Source organism: Legionella nautarum, from assembly GCF_001467895.1.
Lineage (GTDB): Bacteria > Pseudomonadota > Gammaproteobacteria > Legionellales > Legionellaceae > Tatlockia > Tatlockia nautarum.
Genome location: NZ_LNYO01000013.1, coordinates 828031 through 847644 on the forward strand (window position 1 = coordinate 828031; position 19614 = coordinate 847644).

A 19614-nucleotide genomic window follows, 5' to 3' on the forward strand; every position below is an offset into this window, starting at 1 on the left:
TACAATAAGATGAGTTCAAAAGAAGAGTTAATAAGATATATTTTAGTGGGTATTTTAAATACTTTATTTAGTTATTTATGGTATGCCTTTTTTATTACTATAGGGCTGCGATATCCTGTCGCTTTATTATTCTCAACTGTTTTAGGTGTTTTATTTAATTTTAAAACTTTTGGTAAACTTGTATTCAAAAATTCCAATAATCAACTGATTTTTAAATTTATCGGTGTCTACACTTTTCTCTATTTTTTTAATATCACGCTAATCGGTTTTTTAAAACAGATATCAACCGATCTCTACCTTACGGGATTTATTTCAATCATTTTTTCTGCAGGTTTAGGCTTCATTTTAAATAAACATCTTGTTTTTAAGACAAGTTATTAAATTTTTCAACAAAGGCCTTTAATACTGTTGGGGAGCATGATAGATTCGGCATTTTATTTTTAGGGGTCTATACAATGAAAAAACGCTCAATCGCAGCTGCCTGCCTGATTAGTTTAATTCCTATGTTCTCTTTTGCTGGTAAAATCGACTTCAAAAAAAACTTCTGCAGTAATATGGAATTTTTAGGTAATCCAGCCGCAAAACGTCCCCATTTGCATTGCAGCACAACTTTTATGGCTTACAAAAAACCAACGGGTGATCATTTGAATATTTCTGAACTCGGCAATTGCAATCGCACAGATTTAGCCTTTGATCACTTAAAAGCAAATCGTGGAGCGTTTGAAAACTTCCAGGCTATTTATAATGCACTTGTGCTCTATCATCAAGCGGGTTGTCCAAATCAGTAATCCACTCAGACTAATGTTGGTTGGGCGCAAGCCTAACCTACCCAAAGCTCTAGCGATTCATAACCAGCGTCTAAACTTTAAGTCGCTTCCATACCCACAGGCCTTGTAAGCGGTTCCATTTCTGTAATTGGTCGGCCAAAGGCAATCTTAGGATAGGCATTTGCACGCATATCGACCATGACTTGCAGCAAAGCAGCTTCTTCATTATCCCAGAACCACTCGAGATTCGATTCAATTTCCTCGGAAACTACAATTGTTTTTGCTGGGATACCATAAGCCTTGGCAATGGCCTCAAAATTAGGCGCACTGTAGCCCCAATAGGTAGATAAATAGCGGCTGTTGAAATAACTATCCTGAAATTGTCGGATCATGCCTAAGCAATTATTGTTCAGCACAATCATTTTCATTGGAATTTTATTTCTAACTATGGTTTGTAATTCTTGAATATTTAATTGGAAACAACCATCGCCAGCAATCACGACAACCGGACTCTTATTATGTGCTAAAGACGCACCAATTGCGGCAGGTAAAGCAAAACCCATTGCCCCCATGCCTCCAGAAGTCATAAAAAACTGTTGCGGATTGATTTCGAGGGATTGGGCCGACCACATTTGATGATTACCTACATCGACAACATACCCTTTCGCTTTTTGCGAAGATTGCGATAATAAATGCATAAAATGGTTAGGGTTAATTCCGGATATCTCTTGTAATTCTTTGGTATCCGGCCATTCTTTTTTCAGCTGAGTAATTTCATTAAACCAAGGTTTATTCAGCGCTAGCTTTTTATTATCAAGAATCGTTAATAGCTGCTCAATAAAATCTGCAGCATCCATAACTATCGGTACGCAATTTTTAACGCGATTATTAATTTCACTCGGGTCACAATCAACATGGAATATTTTCTTATTGAGGCGAAATGATTCTACATCGGCGCCAGTTTGCCGTATATCTAAGCGGCTGCCGATAACGATTAATAAATCGCTATGGCCCAAGGCAATATTTGCCCAACGATTCCCATAACTACCGATAAATCCAACACGTAAAGGATGCTCAAAATCGATTGCATCAACCGCTAAAAGAGAAGTAACCACGGGAATCTGTAATTTATCGATTAAATGGCGGAATTCTTTGAGAGCACCAGCACCATTAATACCACCGCCGGCTAAAATTAGCGGTTTTTTCGCTTGCATAATCGCAGTTAATAGCACATCAAATAAACCGCTATCTACGGGGTTATCGATTTTTTTCCTAGTGATTTTTTCAATTGGGGCGACTTCAATTTCCGCTCGTTGCAAATTCATTGGGATATCAATCAGTACCGGTCCTGGTCTATCGCTAATCGCAATTTCATAAGCTTCTTTAAGGACAGGTTCAATCTGATCTGCCGCTGTGATGTTATAGCTTTTCTTGGTGATAATACGAGCCATGGAAACAATGTCGGTTTCCTGAAATCCGAGCTGCCGGATCCCTTTATCTTTCTTTTGCTCATGAGTATTAACTTGGCCGGTTATAAAAAGGCCGGGGGAGGAATCAAAATAACAGCTTGCAATCCCAGTAATTAAATTTGTGGCCCCAGGTCCGCTTGTAGCCATACCTACCGCCACATTTCCGGTGCACCGTCCATAAGCATCGACTGCAAAAGCTGCCGATTGTTCATGGTGCATGCTGACAATATCAATGCCGCCTTCTTGATCAATAGAATCTAAAATCTGAGTGATCATGCCTCCCGACATTTCAAAAATAAATTTTATGTCTTGGGCTTTTAAAAATTTAGCAATGTAATCACTCGCTTTGATTTTCATTTTAATTTTATATCCTTAAATACAATAAGAATGGCTTATTTTCTCATATTTCGAACGAGCAAAGCGTACTTTTTTAATTATCTAAAGTCAATTGAGCCTATTTTCAGCATGAATTAAGCTTATTTCTATATAAATCAAAGACCTTTAAGGATTTCATCCTTATTTTGACTTACTAACTTGGATTGGTTAGTCTTAGCTGCATTGTTAAAGAAATCAGTGATTTTTAGCATAAATTAAGAAGTTATTTGGGATAATTTAAGCAATGGACAATAATTACTTCTCATCGATTAAAAAAACTCATGACCTAGCTTTAACTATTTCACTACTTCTCTTATTTTTTATTATTTCTTCGATTCCCTTATTTCAATTTGGTTTTTCAGGTGATGATCTATATAACAGCCAGATTAAAGGTATGTTAATCACCCAAAATCAAACCATGTTTGCCTTTGCAAAAGGCATCATTATCCAATGGATAAATAGCGGTAGATTGTATCCTATTTCCTTCATCACAACCTATCCACTGTTTTATTTAATTGGTGATAATGTCATTCTTTATAATTTAATTCATTGGCTTGCAACCTTAGTTAGTTTAGGATTTGTCTGCTTATTTTTATACAAGTTCAGCAACAAAAAGGAATATAGTTTATTGTTTTGCAGTTTAGTTCCGTTCTGTTGGTTTCTTTCCCCTAACTCACCTTGGGTTGCCCAGGCTTTTCTATTGCCGCTCGTTATTTCATTTAGCATGCTGACTTTAATTAATTATCTTAATTTTATTCAACAGTACAAAACTAAATATTTGTTCTATATGCTGCTATTTTTTAGCTTATCACTGCTCACTTATGAAGTGGCTCTCATAGTTCCTGTGCTAATTCTTGTCTTACATTGTTGGGGAAAGGAATGTGCTAGCCATGCTAAATTAACTGGCACTGCGGCTATCCTATTGCTCATGTTGGCTTATTTTGTAGTTATTGTTTATCTGCGCCGATCTTATGGAGTAGGTTATGAAGGAACTTCTTTAGGTAGTATGCAATCTTTTATTCCTACTTTTTTCAAACAGTTTATGGGTGAATTTCCGCTAGTCAATCTTTACCTATTTCGTGAAAAATTATTTTATTATCCACTTTCAAAAAGCACTTATTTTATTACTTTATTACTAGTGTTTTATTCAACAGTGCTTATCTATAGGCTGCTCCATAAGGTCTCCACCATTAAGCACTCCAGCTACGTTTTTTTGCTAAGCTTGCTGTTGCAAATCGCTCCTGCTGCACTGATAGGAATGAGTAAACGATATCAACTCGAATTGCAGTTTGGTATGAGCCATATTCCAGTTATCTTGCAACAAATTGGGCTCTGTATGATGCTCGCGTTAATTATCAACAATACCCTTTCATTTTTATCAAATTATTTAAATAAGCAATTAAACTATCTAAAATTATTTTTTGCGATCTTGATAAGTAGCATGATAAGCATTTCATTCCTAGCCAATCAAATGACTGCTAACTGGTACAATCAACTGACTCGCTACTCACGTGAAATATTTGAAAAATCACTTAAAAATGGATTATTCAATAACTTACCACCTCATGCGATGGTAATCACTCATTTTGCAGGCGCCGAACCTTGCTGGAATTCAACACAATTAAGGGCACAATTAATTAATCGTGCTGATCTCTTAGTTTTTGATTTAAACGGCGAGGCGCCTTTTACAGATAAACACTATGAAAGCGATTTTGCAGAAAAATTTGCTAGACTGACGCCGAATAATTTTTATTATCTCGATTACGAACATTTAATAAAATCACCGAAATCTGGTTATGCTTTACTCGCTCATATTAATAACTATTCTGGTATACAACCTCAGTTAACTTTCGCATTAGATAAGATTAAAATATTTTATTTCGCAGAGTCTAAAAAAGATTTAAAAAATTTGCTGAGCAAAATCTCAAAACGATATCAGCTTAAGAACCTTGAAAATAATCGCGCTGCCAATTTATCGGGATTTATTAGCGTCCCTATGAAAATAGCTTTTAGCACTGAAGGGCTAAATAATCGACATTTGGCGTCTTGATTACGCCATTGATTAGGAATTAAAATGCAATCCAATTTTTCTCACAATTTATCTTTTTGGCATCCTATGCGGCATGATTGGAAATGGCTATTTATTGGCTCTGTTTTTTCTGTTTTATTTGCAAGTGTCTTACTTTCTGGATGGCCATCAGGATTAATCCCTCACTTAGATTATCCTTATACGTATAGCGGTGATACGAATTTTACCTCTTGGCTGGTGCAAAGAGTGATGGATGGATGGCTGTTTGATAACCCACGGAGCGGCTATCCTTTTGGCTCGAATTTTTTGGATTATCCGCAATCTGATAATGGCAGTCTACTTGCTCTTAAATTATTTGGAATACTAACAAGCTCTTATTATGGCGCACTCAATTTATACTTGCTTCTTAGCTTCCCCCTTGCTTTTATTTCAAGTTTTTTAGTGCTTAAAGCATTCTCATTCAGAGCCGTTTACGCGTTCTGTGCAGCCCTTCTTTTTACCTTTACTCCCTTTCATTTTTGGCGTTTCTTTGGCCACATTTTTTATACTTGGTATTTTGTAGTTCCGATCTATTTTTACTACGGCTGGAAAATATTTTTAGCTGAACCTTCCATTTGGCCTTTCTCTAGCGTGAAGAAATTTATCTTCCTATTTGCGACCTTTATTTTTCTAAGTGCATTCGGCGTCTATTACGCATTTTTTGGAATAATTAGTTTTGTTGTTTCTGGCTTCGCTTCCGCAATTAAAAATAGATCGGCTCGAGGCTTAATTATATCCATCATTTTTTCCGGCATGCTTGCCTGCGGGGTAGGTCTTAATATTTTACCCAACTTAATCTATCAGCATAAACAGGGTGCTAACGTGGAAGTAGCGCATCGGGAACCCAAACAAACTGAAACCTATGGGCTTAAAGTAGCGCCTTTACTCTTCCCAACGTCTAATCACCGGATTGCCAAATTTTCGAAATTAGTTACTGCCTACAGCAAGTATTTTGAAGTGACCGAAGCCGTTTTTTCAGAATCCTTAGGTATCATGGGGTCTGTGGGATTGCTTGTCCTGCTTATAGCGCTTTTTGCTGCTACACTCGGTAAACAAATTGATCTTAGGCTGCGCTTCTTTTCACTTCTAGTTCTCGCTTATATACTGATTGCAAATACAGGTGGTTTAAGTGTTTTATTTGCTTTAATTATTTCACCAGCCATTCGCGGCTGGAATAGGATAAGCATCTTTATTTCTTTTGCTGCCTTAGCGGCATTATTTTTAGTTTTACAACAAAATAAAAAAATTGAAGCCTTCTATAAAAACAAAAAATTAGTTTATTACGCTATTCCATTAATACTGTTATCGGTCGGCCTTTTTGATCAAACCCCTTCATCCTATACCACCATAACAAACAGCGCCAAAAATAGGTTTATCGAAGACAGGGATTTTATTAAAAAAATCGAAGCGATGCTGCCTCCTGGCTCAGCAATTTATGAGTTACCTTATATGGGATTTCCTGAGTATGGCAGCAATGTTAACTTAGCGGATTATGATTTACTTGCTGGCTGCCTAAATTCAAAAACTTTACGCTGGTCTTATGCCGGAATGAAAGGGCGAAAAGGGGATTTATTCTATCGTTATCTTTCTAAAGAATCAGTTGATAAACAACTAGAAGTAATCAAGCGTTTAGGTTTTGCAGGTATTTATATCGATCGTAATGGATTTGCTGATCAAGGAAAGGCATTGATCGGCCAATTAAATGCCTTACTAGGTAGTCCGACGCTGGTAAGAAATGATGATCGGGTACTTTTTTATCGCATTAGCCCATCTTCCCATGTGGAGCTTGATTCCTTGAGTTTTAGACAAATCATGGAACAAGCAGGTTATATCATTACAGAATCTGGGCCTTCTTATCGTGCGACCTTGGCTGAGGGCATTGATTTTACTCGCAGCGGGCTACCTTTTTTTATTAAAGATATTAAAGGCCTATCCGGTGTTGAATCCTGGGGTAGATGGTCTGATGCCAAATTAGCCCCTGCAGTGCGTTTGGATTTTGCCAAACCCTTACCCAATCAATTTGATTTAATACTATCAACTACCGCTTACGGTCCTAATGTGGGCCATAATTTAAAAATTATTGCAGGCACAGAGACTTATTATATTACCCTTCACGATAAATTATCTGAATCAAAACTAACTATCGATCTCAAAGGAGAAAAAGTAAGCTCCATTGAATTGGTTCCTCCTTTTCCTGCAAAATTTGAGTCGAGAAAATTAGGGTTTGGCTTAGCTCATTTGAAAGTAATTGACAAACTTGGAAGATAAAATCTTTGATAATTTCTATTGCTGTCAATTTAATTAACAAAGATAATCATCCATCTTAAAATAAATTATTTACTTCGCAAAATGTATAAATTAACTTCATATAAACTAGCTATTCTCGTAGTATTAAATGTTCTCTCTCTGTCTACAGCCTCGGCTGACAACGAGAGATGTGATGATAATACTTATCATGAACGTACCATTTATAATTATTCCACACAAACATGGTTTATTACTGGAAGAGGTGTCGGGGTTCTTGGTTTAGGTAGTACTTCCGTTCGGTTTAACCCTTGTAATGAAAAAACAAGTTTTGGTTGTGCTATACCTGCTAAGGGCCAAATAAATATTTCATATGCTGGTAACGGCGGGCTGGTTCCCCGTCCCCCTGCGGGATACATTACAATTACTGATACGAACGGAACTGCTCAAGAATTTTTCTTTGGATGTAATAAGCAAGATATTTACATTTTCGGCTCCGCTGATTCTACCGTGATGTTACTTAATCGGCCTAGAAATGGAGATATTATGATAATCAATATTAAATAAGATTTTATTTTCCTCTTCTTAGAGAAGCCCTGTGGTTTGACCACGGGGTCGATTTTAACAATGACTAGAAAGTCTTGCGTTTCAAGAGTCAAAAGCCGTGGAGAGTCACCTGAAATTACTCGCTCAAGCGTAGAAAGAATTCCTTAAGCCAGTTGCTGGGTTAAATTTGAATCCCAGAACGCCAAGCGTGAATCTGATTCAAGGTTAACTCTCTTACCGCAGTTGGGTTAGCATAATAATCTCGGTACCAGGCCGCGGTTTCTGCGATGATGCGCTGAGTATCCCAAACAGGTTGCCATTTAAGTAGGGCTCTGGCGACGGAGCTATCAAGCGCAAGAGCATTGGCTTCTGGGAAAGGGTTTTCCATATAAGTTAATTCCGGGCGCTGCCAATGTTGGCTCATTAACTCAAGCACATCGCGCACTGAATAAGATTGAGGATCCTGTGGGCCTAGATTCCAAGCACGGGCGTAGGCTGATGGATCATCAGATACTAAGCCAGCCAATAACATTAAATAACCATGTACCAGCGCGAGCACATGCTGCCAAGGGCGAGTTGCATTCGGATATCTTAAAGTTAAGCTTTGATTTTCGATGATAGCGCGTACAAAATCCGGAATTAAGCGATCTTCGGACCAATCACCGCCCCCAATAATGTTCCCTCCTCTCGCTGTAGCAATGGCTGGGCCTTTGTTTTCACTCCAAGGATAAGAAGCAGCATAACTTTGAATAACCATTTCAGCAGCGGCCTTAGAAGCACTGTAGGGATCTTTTCCCCCTAAGGGATCTTCTTCACGATAGGGCCATAACCATTCTTTATTTTTATAAACTTTATCAGTAGTTATACACAAAACAGCGCGCACGCTTTTGACTAAGCGAGCCGCTTCAAGCACATGGACAGTTCCTTGAGAATTGACCGCAAAGGTACGAACCGGCTCGTGATAAGAGCGTCGCACTAGCGGTTGAGCAGCTAAATGCAGGATAAGTTCCGGTTGAAAATTATCAACTGCAGCGAGGAAATTGGGATAATCACAAATATCACCAAGAGTAGTCTGAACGGAATTTTTTAGGTTCAAGTCATTAAATAACGAGGGCGTTGTGTTAGGAGCTAAAGAATAACCGGCAATCGTCGCTCCAATGGATTGTAACCAGAGGCAAGCCCAGCTCCCAGTAAAACCAGTGTGACCTGTAATTAGTATTCTTTTGTTAAGAAGTGACTGTTCAAAAGCCAGCAAACTCATCTTTAGAACTCCATCTTTTGATAAAGATTAACCAAATTCCTATTTACTTACCCTTAATTGAGTGATAAAAAGAGCCCATTCAATGTTATAGGTTCGGATAGTACGATACCTCAGGTAGTAAATGCAATTTGGTTAGGCCTTTATTTTTATATCTATTGAACAGTTCCTTAGGCAAAACAACCGTAAAAAAATTCGCTTATCTACAACAAAGTGCTAGTATATGCAACACTTAGGAAATTCAAACTTTATCATCAATAATTGGCAGTACGCATTGATAACTAGAAAAATAGAGACTAGGGAGAGTTTATGTATTTAATTCCTACAATTCTATGCGGTGGAGAAGGGTCGCGCCTTTGGCCTGTTTCGCGTGAATTACATCCTAAACCTTTTATTCGTTTAGACGATGGACAAAGTCTGCTGCAAAAAGCCTTTCTGCGAGGTACAGCCTTACCCAACATCCAAGAAGTTTTAACTGTGACAAATCGAGAACTTTTCTTCAAAATTGAAGATGAGTTCCGCGAAGTGAATAGAGCAGGGATTTCTACTTCTTTTATTTTGGAACCGTTTAAACGCAATACCGCAGCCGCTATTGCTGCAGCTTCACTACAACTCATTAAAACTTATGGTGAAGACAGTTTGATGCTGATTTTAGGCACAGATCACTTAATTAATGACCAAGATGCTTTCCAGCAAGCAATTTCAGATGCTATTATCCCAGCCACAGAGGGTAAATTAGTTGTTCTTGGGATTAAACCTGACGATGAAAACAGCCATCATGGTTATATCGAAGTAGAAGATAATAAAATCCTTGGTTTTATAAAAAACCCAACGTCAGAACAAGCACAAGAAGCACTTAAGACAAACCGTTTACTCTGGAATTCTGGTATCTATTTATTTAAAGCTGGAACAATTTTACAATCCATGGAAAAATACTGCCCAGATATTTTATCCACGGTTAAAGCCTGTGTAGAGCAATCGCCAACCATCGAAGGAAAAGATTTTGCCCGCCTAGAGCTTGAAGCCAATAGTTTTTTTAATGTTCCTGAAAAAGATATAGAAGCTATAATTATGGACAGTTCTGCTCAGGCGGCTGTTATACCTTGTAACCTTCGTTGGACTGCATTGGGTTGCTGGGACTCTTTCGGTGAGCTTATTGAAGCAGATGCGAATGGTAACCGTCTTGAGGCAGAAACATTCTTGCATGAGGTAGCCAACTGCTATATCCAAAGTGATAGCCGCCTCGTTGGGGCTGTGGGAGTTGAAGATCTCATTATTATTGATACCCCGGACGCTTTACTGGTAGCAAAAAAATCACATGTAAAAGAGATCGAACAAATTTATACGCAATTGAAAAGCCAAGGGCATGATGCACATAAACTCCACCGCACGGTTCATCGCCCTTGGGGAAGTTATACTGTTTTAGAAGAAAGTACTCGCTTTAAAATAAAACGGATTAGAGTGAAGCCGGGAGCAAGTTTAAGTCTACAGATGCATCATCATCGTAGTGAACATTGGATTATAGTGAGCGGAATGGCCAAAGTAGTTAACGGAGACGAAACTTTTTTTGTGAATACCAACGAGTCCACTTATATCCCTGCGGGACATAAACATCGCTTGGAAAATCCAGGCGTACTTGATTTAGTGATGATTGAAGTACAAAGCGGCGAATATCTTGGTGAAGATGATATAATACGCTTCCAAGATATCTACGGACGAGTTTAATAGATCTCGGACTTGAGAAATCTTCCGAGGAAAGTTGCATACCCCCTGAACGCTTACTCCGAAAACCTAGCATTTCGAAGTAGCTGGGGTATAATTCCCTGAACTTGATATGATTCAAAGGAACAAAATGAAAAAAGCGTTAATTTTAGGCGTTACAGGACAAGATGGTACTTATCTTGCCGAGCTACTACTTGAGAAAAATTATATTGTACATGGTATTAAACGCCGCGCGTCTTTATTTAATACTGATCGAATCGATCATCTTTATCAAGATCCCCATACCGCTAACCGTAATTTCATCTTGCATCATGGCGATCTAACAGACTCCACAAACCTCATCCGCATTATTCAAGAAGTACAGCCGGATGAAATTTATAATCTCGCTGCAATGAGCCATGTCGCGGTTAGCTTTGAAACGCCAGAATATACTGCAAACGCAGATGGCATCGGAACCTTACGTATTTTAGAAGCTATCAGATTACTTGGACTTGAGAAAAAAACACGTTTTTATCAAGCATCTACCTCTGAACTTTATGGTTTGGTACAAGAAGTCCCACAAAAGGAAACTACACCGTTCTATCCTCGTAGTCCTTATGCTGTTGCCAAATTATATGCCTATTGGATTACTGTTAATTATCGCGAGGCTTATGGTATCTATGCTTGTAATGGTATATTATTCAATCATGAAAGCCCTCTTCGTGGAGAGACCTTTGTTACTCGTAAAATTACTCGTGCCTTAGCGCGGATTAAATTAGGGTTACAAGATTGTCTCTACCTCGGTAACCTCGACGCTTTACGAGATTGGGGACATGCGCGCGACTATGTCGAAATGCAATGGCTAATGCTGCAGCAAGATGAACCTGAAGATTTCGTCATTGCTACTGGCGAGCAATACAGTGTTCGTGAATTTCTTGAGACGGCTGCTGCTGAAATTGATCTAAAAATTACTTGGCAAGGTACTGGAGTTGATGAAATTGGTACTGATCAGAACGGAAAAGTGATTGTCCGAGTCGATCCGCGCTACTTTAGACCTGCAGAAGTAGCTACTTTGCTAGGTGATGCCACCAAAGCGAGAGAAAAACTTGGGTGGGTTCCCAAAACGAGCTTCCAATCATTAGTCGCTGAAATGATGCGTGGAGATCTAAATGCTGCAAACCGTGATGAATTAGTAAAACGCCATGGATTTGCAGCCTACGATTACCACGAATAAGGAGCCAGCAAAGTGAATACCCCTAAAATATATATTGCCGGCCACCGAGGCATGGTAGGCTCTGCCATTGTAAGAAGACTGGAAGAAGCCGGCTATACTAACTTATTGCTGCGCACTCATGCCGAGCTAGATTTAACCAATCAAGCTGAAGTGTTTGATTTTCTCGCTCGAGAAAAGCCAGATTATATTTTTCTGGCCGCTGCTAAAGTAGGGGGTATTCATGCGAATAATACTTATCGTGCTGAGTTTATCTATCAAAACTTGATGATTCAAACCAATATCATTCAAGCCGCTTGGAAAGCGGGGGTACAACGCTTACTATTTCTCGGGTCAAGTTGTATTTACCCAAGAAATTGTCCGCAACCTATTAAAGAAGAATATTTGTTAACGGGCTCGCTTGAATATACCAACGAACCTTATGCAATTGCCAAAATTGCGGGCATCAAACTTTGCGAAAATTATAACCGTCAATATGGCACACAGTATGTCAGTGTTATGCCGACTAACCTCTACGGCCCTAATGACAATTACGATTTAAATAATAGTCATGTATTACCCGCACTTATCCGCAAATCACATGAAGCAAAAATCCATGGTGACAAGCAGCTTATCGTCTGGGGTTCAGGTACACCCATGCGTGAATTCCTTTACGTGGAAGACATGGCCGATGCCTGTGTGTTTCTAATGGAAGAACAACCATCTGACGGTCTTTTTAATGTGGGTACTGGTACAGACATTAGCATTCGTGAGTTGGCTGAAACCGTTATGGACGTGGTAGGTTTTACCGGTGAAATCGTTTTTGATGAGACTAAACCTAATGGCACCCCACGTAAACTGTTAAATGTTGAAAAAATGAAAAATCTTGGTTGGCAAGCCAAAACCGATTTGCGTACCGGCATCGCCAAAACTTATAAAGATTTTTTAAAAACTGAACAAAATAGCTATGCCTGATCAACCACAAATTACCATTGCTGTTCCCTCCTATAATCAAGGACGTTTTTTAGATAAAGCACTCTCTTCAATTTTTACGCAAGAAGTTCCAGTTGAAGTGTATGTGTTGGATGGCGGCTCCACTGATAACTCCGTTGAAGTCATTCGTAAATGGGAAAGTTACTTAGCTGGGTGGCGAAGCCATCCGGATCAGGGACAATCAGCAGCCATTAACGAAGGAATCGCCAAGGGTAAAGCTGATTTTGTTTGTTGGCTAAATAGTGACGATTGGTTTTTGCCAGGTAGTTTAGCGAGTTTATTAGAAACTTTGAACAAAGCTCCCTCAGCACCAGCAGCCTATGGGAAGGCATGGAATTTCCTTGAAAAGGATCAAAGTTCGCACCCAGTTTGGGTAGAGGCATTTAATGTTCGACGCCTTGCTTTACGCTGTATTATAGCCCAACCAGCCACCTTAATTAGACGCTCTGCTTGGGAAACAATAGGTGGGCTCAACGAAAGCTTACATATGGCAATGGATTATGACCTGTGGTGGCGCTTATTTAAAACCTTCGGCCCCTTGCAATTCTTGGATGAATTTGTTGCCGTTAATCGTGAGCATGATCTGACAAAAACAAAAAATAATCGTCGTTTACATTATAAAGAGGCGATGCAAATAGTGAAAAAATATAATGGATCTTTGCCCTTAAAATGGTGGTTGGCGCAACCTTACAAAGTGTGGTTCCAATCCATTATAAAATAGTTATAACTCAGCCCAATGCTGATGGTTTCTGCTATTAAGTTAAGGAATTGCTCCTAACCCGATGTCTCAGGGCTTGTCCGCGCAATCCAGCAATCCCAGAGACTCTATGGAGCCCGCGGACAAGCAGCGGGACGTCGACAAAGGGGTTTCGGCAGTGATGCTAGTGATAGGTTGCGATAAGGAACGAAATTGAAAGCGAGTTACCAGCAAATTGCATTAAGAACAGAAACTATTTTTCTGCTTATGTTAGCTATTGCACTAGTATTTAGCTTCTTTTTAATCAACGTGCTAGGGCAGATCTCATCAGAATCATCAGCCGCTCTCAATTTATTTACTCAAGGGGCTCAGTTCTTAGTCCATCCCAAAGCAGCAGAGCGCAATACTTTTCTGATTGTAACCGCAACGCTTCCCATTCTCATTTTATTTGCAACTAAATATCAAACCCGTTTCGACAAAGTGGCTTATTCTAAATACGCTTCCATTGCCCTGCCATTAATTGTCGCAGTCCTTTTATTTTTGCCAATCTATAAATCAGATTTTTTAATGATGCTTATTTTTGGCAAAATTTTTTTCATGCTCCATCCCACGGTTTTAGTCCTTATTTGTTTGAGTCTTGCGACCCTTTGGTGCTTTAGCATAGCTAATTTTCAACCGCTAGTGCTGGCACCGAAAACAACAGCCACTGTGATTTGGGTTATTTTTATTCTTGCTATGCTGCTCCAATTATTATCTTGGCGGATAGCGAGCATTAACTCCGTATCCTATGATCCCGCCTGGACAAACCATGCGGATGCAGCCTTTTATGCTTTGAGCCAAGTCGTTGCAGGAAAAACCTTATTAGTTGATTTACCTTCCCAATACGGTCTGTTTCCGGAATTAATCGCTCCCCTGTTTAAATGGATCGGGGCAACTATTTTAAATCTGAGTTTGTTTTTTGCGAGCTTACAGTTTATTTCACTCTTTGGTTTATTTTTTGTTCTTTCTAAATTGGTTAAAAACCCAGTTTTATTATTACTGGGCGGGCTAAGCCTACTGACCTTAACCTTTGGCACAACCATTTATTTTTCAGGTTCGCATGACCGATATTTTCAATATTGGCCCATTCGCTTTTTTTGGCCCGCTTTTTCCGTGCTTGTTTTTTACTATTTCGCTCGCAATAAAACTCTATACAGGGCTACAGTAGTTTCTTTAGTGAGCGCTATTGGTACATTTTGGATCATGGACACCGGTTTGTTTATTTTCTTGTCTTTTACGGCTTATCTTACGGGGCGCTGCATTATTTTATGTTCTAACGATAAACCGAATAGGTTGATTCACCTTAAAGAATATCTCCTTGCAATCAGTTTGCATATTCTGATTACTGGAGCAGTTATTGCCGCATTACTGGGGGTAATGTGGCTTAAATCGCATCAACCTTTACAGCTGCATCGCCAATTTGAATATCAAAAACTATTTTATGGCTTAGGTTTTGCCATGCTACCTCTTCCTAAGCAAATTCATCCCTGGATGTCAGTTTTAGGGGTTTATTTATTAGGAATAATTATTTCATCAGCTGCTTGGTTTCAAAACAAGAAAGATAGTATTCGCGTCGATCTCATTTTATATCTAAGCTTGCTCGGTATTGGACTTTTTATTTACTACGAAGGCAGAGCTCATGTTGCCAATTTGATCACCGTCTGCTGGCCCGCTTTAATGGTCATGCTCATTGCAACCGATTGTACGATTAAAAAGATTCGCGAAAAAAACTTAGCTTTCACGCAAATGGCTATACCCATTGCAGCCATTGGTTTCCTACTCCTCTGTAGCGTTAACTTTATTGCCCATGTACCGAAGATGTTTCACGACATGAAATATGTTTTTAAAACAAGACAAGTCATTTATTTCCCCTATATTGCGAGTGAGTTAGCTTTTATCAAGCAACAGGCGCAATCAAAACATGAGTGCCTCATTCTATCTAAACGTCAAAGTATTTATTATGCAGAAACTGGATTGGCCTCACCAATCAAAGGACCTGGCCTAGTAGAAACTTTGCTCAAGTCAGATGAAGAACATTTCATGACAGAATTATTCAAAGGGCAACTTGACTGTGTTTTCCTCGGCCTAGGGGAAAGTAGCCCCTTCTTAATCATCGATACAGCAAAATTAACTCAGATTTACAAAGTGTCCAGCATCAATTCAGAGCATACTATGCTTTATCTCACCCCAAAGGGTTAGCCCTTATCGTTGTAACCACGGTTGGTTGGCTAGCCAAATGACCCAGTGATTCAGATGTTGGCGGAATACAAGGACAAAAAATAGCAATCCTAGCACTGCATACCGATCAATGTAATATGCTATTCCGAGTTTCGTGGGCAAAATTGGAGCTTGCCTCATCAACCAATTTTTTATTGCTAGACAAACTGGAAAATAGAGTAATACAAAGATTTCGCTGAAAATTCGAGACTCCATAAAATTCCCAACTGATAATAAAGCAAAAAAATAAAATAGAGCAAGGTAGCGTAAGGGCCTTAGCTGCAAGGGAAGGTAATCGAAAAAAGAAAACCAAAATAAGGGCAAACCAACAAGAGCAAAAACAAGTAACAAGATATTTTGCCCTTCTAAGAGCCAAAGCAAATTCACTTCAAAATAAGTATGAGTTGAGAAATGAAAATACCAATCCATTAATTGGCCTGGAACCTTATGTAAGACAGTAAGAATAAGTATGCGCGCTAATAAATAGGACAATAGAGCGAAAATGAGCGGCTTTATAATCCTACGAATTTGCTGCCAATACAATGCCGGAATCAATAACACCAGCAGAATGCTGCTTTCGCGATTTAAGGTAGCAATAAATACCCACGGAATATAATAAGTCCATTTTGCTCGTAGACAGAGTAAGAAGCCCAGGGTCATAAAAAACAGGGCGGCAGTATCAGAAGGATAAAAAAAGGGGGCACTCCCATAGACTCTGAAACGATAATTAACGACTGTCATCAAGGGCAACAGCAAAATACTAAGCCAAGCTAATAATTGTGCTTGTCTTTGGTTAAATTCTAGTTTCAGTAATTGGAATAAGCTGAAATAAAATAAACTAATAAATAACCATTCCAGTAAAAAAAATAGTTTATCCACCGTAAGCGGAAAAACCCGAGACAAACCATTAGCCAGCGCCGGAACTAATATACGTTGCTCGAATGGCAACCGCGCAGAAAAATTCATCAGTTGCTCTAAGCTGCTTTCTGTATAAACTCCAGACAGTTGGGTATGAATGAATGCATAACCAAGAAGCAAAACTACGCTTATAAATCGATACTTATAATGCAAGATATCCTTATTGATCATGTTGCTTGGAATCCCGTTCAAGATTTATCGAGGCTAACCGATATTAGAGAAGGAAAGCAAGTTCTCCAAAAGAATAGAATAATGACACTGGTCAAACCAGGAGGGCAATGATGAAAGATATGGCAAAATTTAACGTGGGCGAGCGAGTAATCCATCTAAAATTAGGTTATCGGGCTGTGATCATCGACGTTGACCCTCTCTTTCAGGCATCTGGCCGGTACAATCCCCAAGCCTATAAACGCGAATTCGCAACTCGCAACCCCTGGTATCGCTTACTCGTTGATGGTAGCAGCCAAATGACTTACGTTGAAGAATGTTTTTTAAGAACGGATCCAAGTGAGTTAACCATTGATAATCCGCAAATTAAGCAATATCTGAATGAGTCTCAAGGAGGCTATCATGCAATTACGAGCAGACATTAGATAGGTTCGCAATAATCCGCTCGTGCTCTGAGGTATCACTTCGCTGTCATCCGCTGCCTTCGCAGGAATGACAATTCAAGCGCAGAATTACAAATAGCGCAGCATAAACACTAAAAAAGCGATGAATGCAATTAAAATGAGCGCTAAAAAACCCATTGTAGAAAAGCTCTTACTAAGATTTTCACGACTAAATTGCTCGGGCCGACCTTTTATCATTCGATACAAAATCCAAACAATAAGCCCTGCTCCAAGGAGCCCGAGTATTTGATACAAAGTTTCCATCACTTAATCCCCTTTCCCTCAAAACTAAAAGCATCTGAAAATAATTGCTCAGGTGACACGCCCTGTGCAAGCAAAATATCTCTTGTGGTATAGACCATATCAAAAGGGCCACCAATGACAAACTGCCAATCTTTCAGATCAGCATGATGCTGACCAAGAATGATAGAGGCCAAGGTGTCTTTAGAACTATTTGATAATAAGGAAAAATACTTAAATTGAGTAACATGCGATTGCCATTGACTCACTTTTTCATTCATATACAAATCGTTTTGAGCACGTGCACCCCAAAATAATTCAAAAGCTCGTTGATCACTCGATGCTAATAATTGTTCAATCATGGCCTTAATCGGCGCAAAACCAGTGCCGCCAGCAATAAATAAGATAGGTTTATCTATCTCCAACTTATCCAGATAGCAATCACCCAGTGGCAGATGGAGCCTTAATTCTCCTTTTTGCTTGATTTCATTAAGTAATTGCTGATTGTAAGGATTATCTAGGCTATGGCGAATATGTAATTCATATTTATGCGAACCTAAAGGCGCATTGGCTATTGAATAACATAAGGTTTCACCTGCTGACAGAATTTCTAAATATTGACCGGCCCGATAGTCTACATAAGTTTCTGGCGTCAAAATAAGCTGCAAAATACTATCTGTTAGCGGAGTAATACTCTCAACTTTTGCAAGAATGGATTTATTCTTCATACATCCAATCCAAGTTCCGACCAATAATTATCAACTCGTTGCACAATTTCCTCATTCATCGTGATTGCTTGTCCCCATTCTCTCTGCGTTTCACCCGGCCATTTTGAAGTCGCATCCATTCCCATTTTTGAGCCTAAACCGGAAACAGGCGACGCGAAATCAAGGTAGTCAATTGGTGTATTATCTACCATCACTGTATCCCGCAGAGGATCCATTCTTGTCGTAATCGCCCAAATCACATCTTGCCAGTTACGCGCATCGATATCATCATCACAGACTATAACAAATTTAGTATACATAAATTGTCTTAGAAACGACCAAACTGCCATCATGACCCGTTTTGCATGCCCGGGGTACTGTTTCTTGATGGTGACCACTGCTAAACGGTAAGAACAACCTTCCGGCGGTAAATAGAAATCAACAATTTCTGGAAATTGTTTTTGCAATAAAGGAATAAATACCTCATTAAGCGCCAAGCCTAAAATCGCAGGCTCATCCGGTGGACGCCCTGTATAGGTACTATGATATATAGGCTGTTCGCGATGGGTCACACGCTCTACTGTAAATACAGGAAAAGTTTGTACTTCATTATAGTAGCCTGTGTGATCACCAAAAGGACCTTCTGCTGCTTCTTCCCCCGGCTCAATGTATCCCTCAAGAATGATTTCAGCACTTGCTGGCACATGCAAATCATTGCCAAGGCAACGAGTAAGTTGTGTACGTTGCCCACGCAATAAACCGGCAAAGGCATACTCCGATAAACTATCAGGGACCGGAGTGACTGCCGCGAGTAAAGTTGCTGGATCTGCCCCTAAAGTCACTGCCAAAGGAAAACGCTCGCCGGGGTATTCCTGTTGCCAAGCTTGATAATCTAAAGCACCCCCACGGTGAGATAGCCAGCGCATGATTAACTTATTCTTACTCAGCAATTGTTGTCGGTAAATTCCCATATTTTCACGGGCTTGATGAGGCCCTTTAGTCGTCACCAAGCCCCAAGTAATAAGCGGTGCAACATCGGCTGGCCAGCACTTCTGAATGGGTAAACGCGTTAAATCAACCTCATCCTCTTCCCACACGTATCTTTGGCAAGCCGCATCGCTAACATATTTGGGCGCCATATTTAGTGCTTGCTTCAGCAAAGGTAATTTTGCAAAAGCATCTTTAAATCCTTTAGGCGGCTCGGGCTCCTTTAATGCGGCCAACAGCTTACCCACTTCACGCAAAGCGCTAATGGTTTCCTCACCCATTCCAAGCGCTACTCGTTCTACGGTACCAAATAAATTAGTGAGCACAGGCATGCTGCTATTTTTAGGATTCGTAAAAAGCAGGGCAGGTCCGCCAGCTCGTAAGACTCGGTCACTCACCGTAGTCATTTCGAGAAAAGGGGACACTGGATAATTAATTCGCTTTAGTAATCCGCGAGTTTCTAGTTGCGCGATAAAATCGCGTAGGTCGGCATATTTCATGAGCAAAATTTAAGAAAATTAATTGCAGGGATTATGACACAGGCGACGGTTTAACAAAATAAAGACC

Annotated in this window: 17 protein-coding genes; 11 read left to right on the plus strand and 6 right to left on the minus strand. The window is 39.6% G+C overall.

Annotated features, from left to right (window positions below):
- The first annotated feature begins 9 nt into the window (after positions 1-9).
- Both Lnau_RS07035 and Lnau_RS07040 read left to right on the plus strand, forming a co-directional pair.
- Complete coding sequence (locus tag Lnau_RS07035; protein ID WP_058504422.1) at positions 10-381, plus strand: GtrA family protein; 372 nt, start codon at positions 10-12, stop codon at positions 379-381.
- Between the two features lie 74 nt (positions 382-455).
- Positions 456-788, plus strand: coding sequence for a hypothetical protein (locus Lnau_RS07040; protein WP_058504423.1), 333 nt, complete (start codon positions 456-458; stop codon positions 786-788).
- Positions 789-865: 77 nt separating this feature from the next.
- On the opposite strand, the gene Lnau_RS07045 is transcribed toward Lnau_RS07040, so the two are convergent.
- Positions 866-2593 carry a thiamine pyrophosphate-binding protein gene (locus tag Lnau_RS07045; protein ID WP_202972574.1) on the minus strand — a complete coding sequence of 576 codons (1728 nt, stop codon included), beginning with the start codon at positions 2591-2593 and terminating at the stop codon, positions 866-868.
- Between the two features lie 262 nt (positions 2594-2855).
- Here Lnau_RS07045 and Lnau_RS07050 point away from each other — a divergent pair, with 262 nt between their 5' ends.
- The 3 genes from Lnau_RS07050 to Lnau_RS07060 all read left to right on the plus strand — a co-directional run bounded on the left by Lnau_RS07050 (position 2856) and on the right by Lnau_RS07060 (position 7490).
- Positions 2856-4661, plus strand: coding sequence for a hypothetical protein (locus Lnau_RS07050; RefSeq protein ID WP_058504424.1), 1806 nt, complete (start codon positions 2856-2858; stop codon positions 4659-4661).
- Between the two features lie 24 nt (positions 4662-4685).
- The gene (locus Lnau_RS07055; RefSeq protein ID WP_058504425.1) at positions 4686-6947 is read left to right on the plus strand and encodes a DUF7024 domain-containing protein; all 2262 of its coding nucleotides are present in this window, start codon (positions 4686-4688) and stop codon (positions 6945-6947) included.
- Positions 6948-7028: 81 nt separating this feature from the next.
- Positions 7029-7490: a hypothetical protein gene (locus Lnau_RS07060; RefSeq protein WP_058504426.1), complete on the plus strand. Its 462-nt coding sequence runs from the start codon at positions 7029-7031 to the stop codon at positions 7488-7490.
- 160 nt (positions 7491-7650) lie between these two features.
- On the opposite strand, the gene rfbG is transcribed toward Lnau_RS07060, so the two are convergent.
- Positions 7651-8730, minus strand: a complete 1080-nt coding sequence (gene rfbG / locus Lnau_RS07065) for a CDP-glucose 4,6-dehydratase (protein ID WP_058504427.1) — start codon at positions 8728-8730, stop codon at positions 7651-7653.
- Between the two features lie 306 nt (positions 8731-9036).
- On the opposite strand from rfbG, the gene Lnau_RS07070 reads away from it, so the two are divergent.
- From Lnau_RS07070 to Lnau_RS07090, 5 genes are all read left to right on the plus strand, one after another.
- Positions 9037-10452 carry a mannose-1-phosphate guanylyltransferase/mannose-6-phosphate isomerase gene (locus Lnau_RS07070; protein ID WP_058504428.1) on the plus strand — a complete coding sequence of 472 codons (1416 nt, stop codon included), beginning with the start codon at positions 9037-9039 and terminating at the stop codon, positions 10450-10452.
- Between the two features lie 127 nt (positions 10453-10579).
- Positions 10580-11662, plus strand: coding sequence for a GDP-mannose 4,6-dehydratase (gene gmd / locus Lnau_RS07075; RefSeq protein ID WP_058504429.1), 1083 nt, complete (start codon positions 10580-10582; stop codon positions 11660-11662).
- Positions 11663-11674: 12 nt separating this feature from the next.
- Positions 11675-12613: a GDP-L-fucose synthase gene (fcl, locus tag Lnau_RS07080; RefSeq protein ID WP_083503784.1), complete on the plus strand. Its 939-nt coding sequence runs from the start codon at positions 11675-11677 to the stop codon at positions 12611-12613.
- Positions 12606-13352, plus strand: coding sequence for a glycosyltransferase family 2 protein (locus tag Lnau_RS07085; protein WP_058504430.1), 747 nt, complete (start codon positions 12606-12608; stop codon positions 13350-13352). The genes fcl and Lnau_RS07085 overlap by 8 nt, the downstream gene beginning before the upstream one ends.
- Before the next feature lie 189 nt (positions 13353-13541).
- Positions 13542-15566 (plus strand): hypothetical protein, encoded by a 2025-nt coding sequence (locus Lnau_RS07090; RefSeq protein ID WP_058504431.1) that lies wholly within the window; start codon positions 13542-13544, stop codon positions 15564-15566.
- Positions 15567-15569: 3 nt separating this feature from the next.
- Here the strand turns inward: Lnau_RS07090 and Lnau_RS07095 are convergent, their stop codons facing one another.
- A complete protein-coding gene (locus Lnau_RS07095; protein WP_238585926.1) occupies positions 15570-16673 on the minus strand; it encodes a hypothetical protein in 1104 nt (367 codons plus the stop codon).
- A 110-nt stretch (positions 16674-16783) separates the two neighbouring features.
- Between Lnau_RS07095 and hspQ the strand changes: the two genes are divergently transcribed.
- Positions 16784-17095, plus strand: coding sequence for a heat shock protein HspQ (gene hspQ, locus Lnau_RS07100; protein WP_058504432.1), 312 nt, complete (start codon positions 16784-16786; stop codon positions 17093-17095).
- Between the two features lie 87 nt (positions 17096-17182).
- Here hspQ and Lnau_RS07105 read toward each other — a convergent pair whose 3' ends face one another.
- From Lnau_RS07105 to ubiD, 3 genes are read right to left on the minus strand one after another with little or no spacing between them, the layout of a single operon-like run.
- The gene (locus Lnau_RS07105) at positions 17183-17377 is read right to left on the minus strand and encodes a hypothetical protein (protein ID WP_058504433.1); all 195 of its coding nucleotides are present in this window, start codon (positions 17375-17377) and stop codon (positions 17183-17185) included.
- Positions 17377-18081, minus strand: a complete 705-nt coding sequence (locus Lnau_RS07110; protein WP_058504434.1) for an NAD(P)H-flavin reductase — start codon at positions 18079-18081, stop codon at positions 17377-17379. Before Lnau_RS07110 ends, Lnau_RS07105 begins: the two co-directional genes overlap by 1 nt.
- Complete coding sequence (gene ubiD / locus Lnau_RS07115; RefSeq protein WP_058504435.1) at positions 18078-19547, minus strand: 4-hydroxy-3-polyprenylbenzoate decarboxylase; 1470 nt, start codon at positions 19545-19547, stop codon at positions 18078-18080. Before ubiD ends, Lnau_RS07110 begins: the two co-directional genes overlap by 4 nt.
- Between the last annotated feature and the right edge of the window lie 67 nt (positions 19548-19614).

Excerpts from the sequence above, each read along its gene's own strand:
- Lnau_RS07110 (WP_058504434.1), bottom strand. The coding sequence starts at position 18,081 with ATGAAGAATAAATCCATTCTTGCAAAAGTTGAGAGTATTACTCCGCTA.
- Lnau_RS07050 (WP_058504424.1), top strand. The coding sequence starts at position 2,856 with ATGGACAATAATTACTTCTCATCGATTAAAAAAACTCATGACCTAGCT.
- Lnau_RS07060 (WP_058504426.1), top strand. The coding sequence starts at position 7,029 with ATGTATAAATTAACTTCATATAAACTAGCTATTCTCGTAGTATTAAAT.
- rfbG (WP_058504427.1), bottom strand. The coding sequence starts at position 8,730 with ATGAGTTTGCTGGCTTTTGAACAGTCACTTCTTAACAAAAGAATACTA.
- Lnau_RS07040 (WP_058504423.1), top strand. The coding sequence starts at position 456 with ATGAAAAAACGCTCAATCGCAGCTGCCTGCCTGATTAGTTTAATTCCT.
- Lnau_RS07070 (WP_058504428.1), top strand. The coding sequence starts at position 9,037 with ATGTATTTAATTCCTACAATTCTATGCGGTGGAGAAGGGTCGCGCCTT.
- gmd (WP_058504429.1), top strand. The coding sequence starts at position 10,580 with ATGAAAAAAGCGTTAATTTTAGGCGTTACAGGACAAGATGGTACTTAT.
- hspQ (WP_058504432.1), top strand. The coding sequence starts at position 16,784 with ATGAAAGATATGGCAAAATTTAACGTGGGCGAGCGAGTAATCCATCTA.
- Lnau_RS07105 (WP_058504433.1), bottom strand. The coding sequence starts at position 17,377 with ATGGAAACTTTGTATCAAATACTCGGGCTCCTTGGAGCAGGGCTTATT.
- ubiD (WP_058504435.1), bottom strand. The coding sequence starts at position 19,547 with ATGAAATATGCCGACCTACGCGATTTTATCGCGCAACTAGAAACTCGC.
- Lnau_RS07085 (WP_058504430.1), top strand. The coding sequence starts at position 12,606 with ATGCCTGATCAACCACAAATTACCATTGCTGTTCCCTCCTATAATCAA.
- Lnau_RS07095 (WP_238585926.1), bottom strand. The coding sequence starts at position 16,673 with ATGATCAATAAGGATATCTTGCATTATAAGTATCGATTTATAAGCGTA.
- Lnau_RS07055 (WP_058504425.1), top strand. The coding sequence starts at position 4,686 with ATGCAATCCAATTTTTCTCACAATTTATCTTTTTGGCATCCTATGCGG.
- Lnau_RS07035 (WP_058504422.1), top strand. The coding sequence starts at position 10 with ATGAGTTCAAAAGAAGAGTTAATAAGATATATTTTAGTGGGTATTTTA.
- Lnau_RS07045 (WP_202972574.1), bottom strand. The coding sequence starts at position 2,593 with ATGAAAATCAAAGCGAGTGATTACATTGCTAAATTTTTAAAAGCCCAA.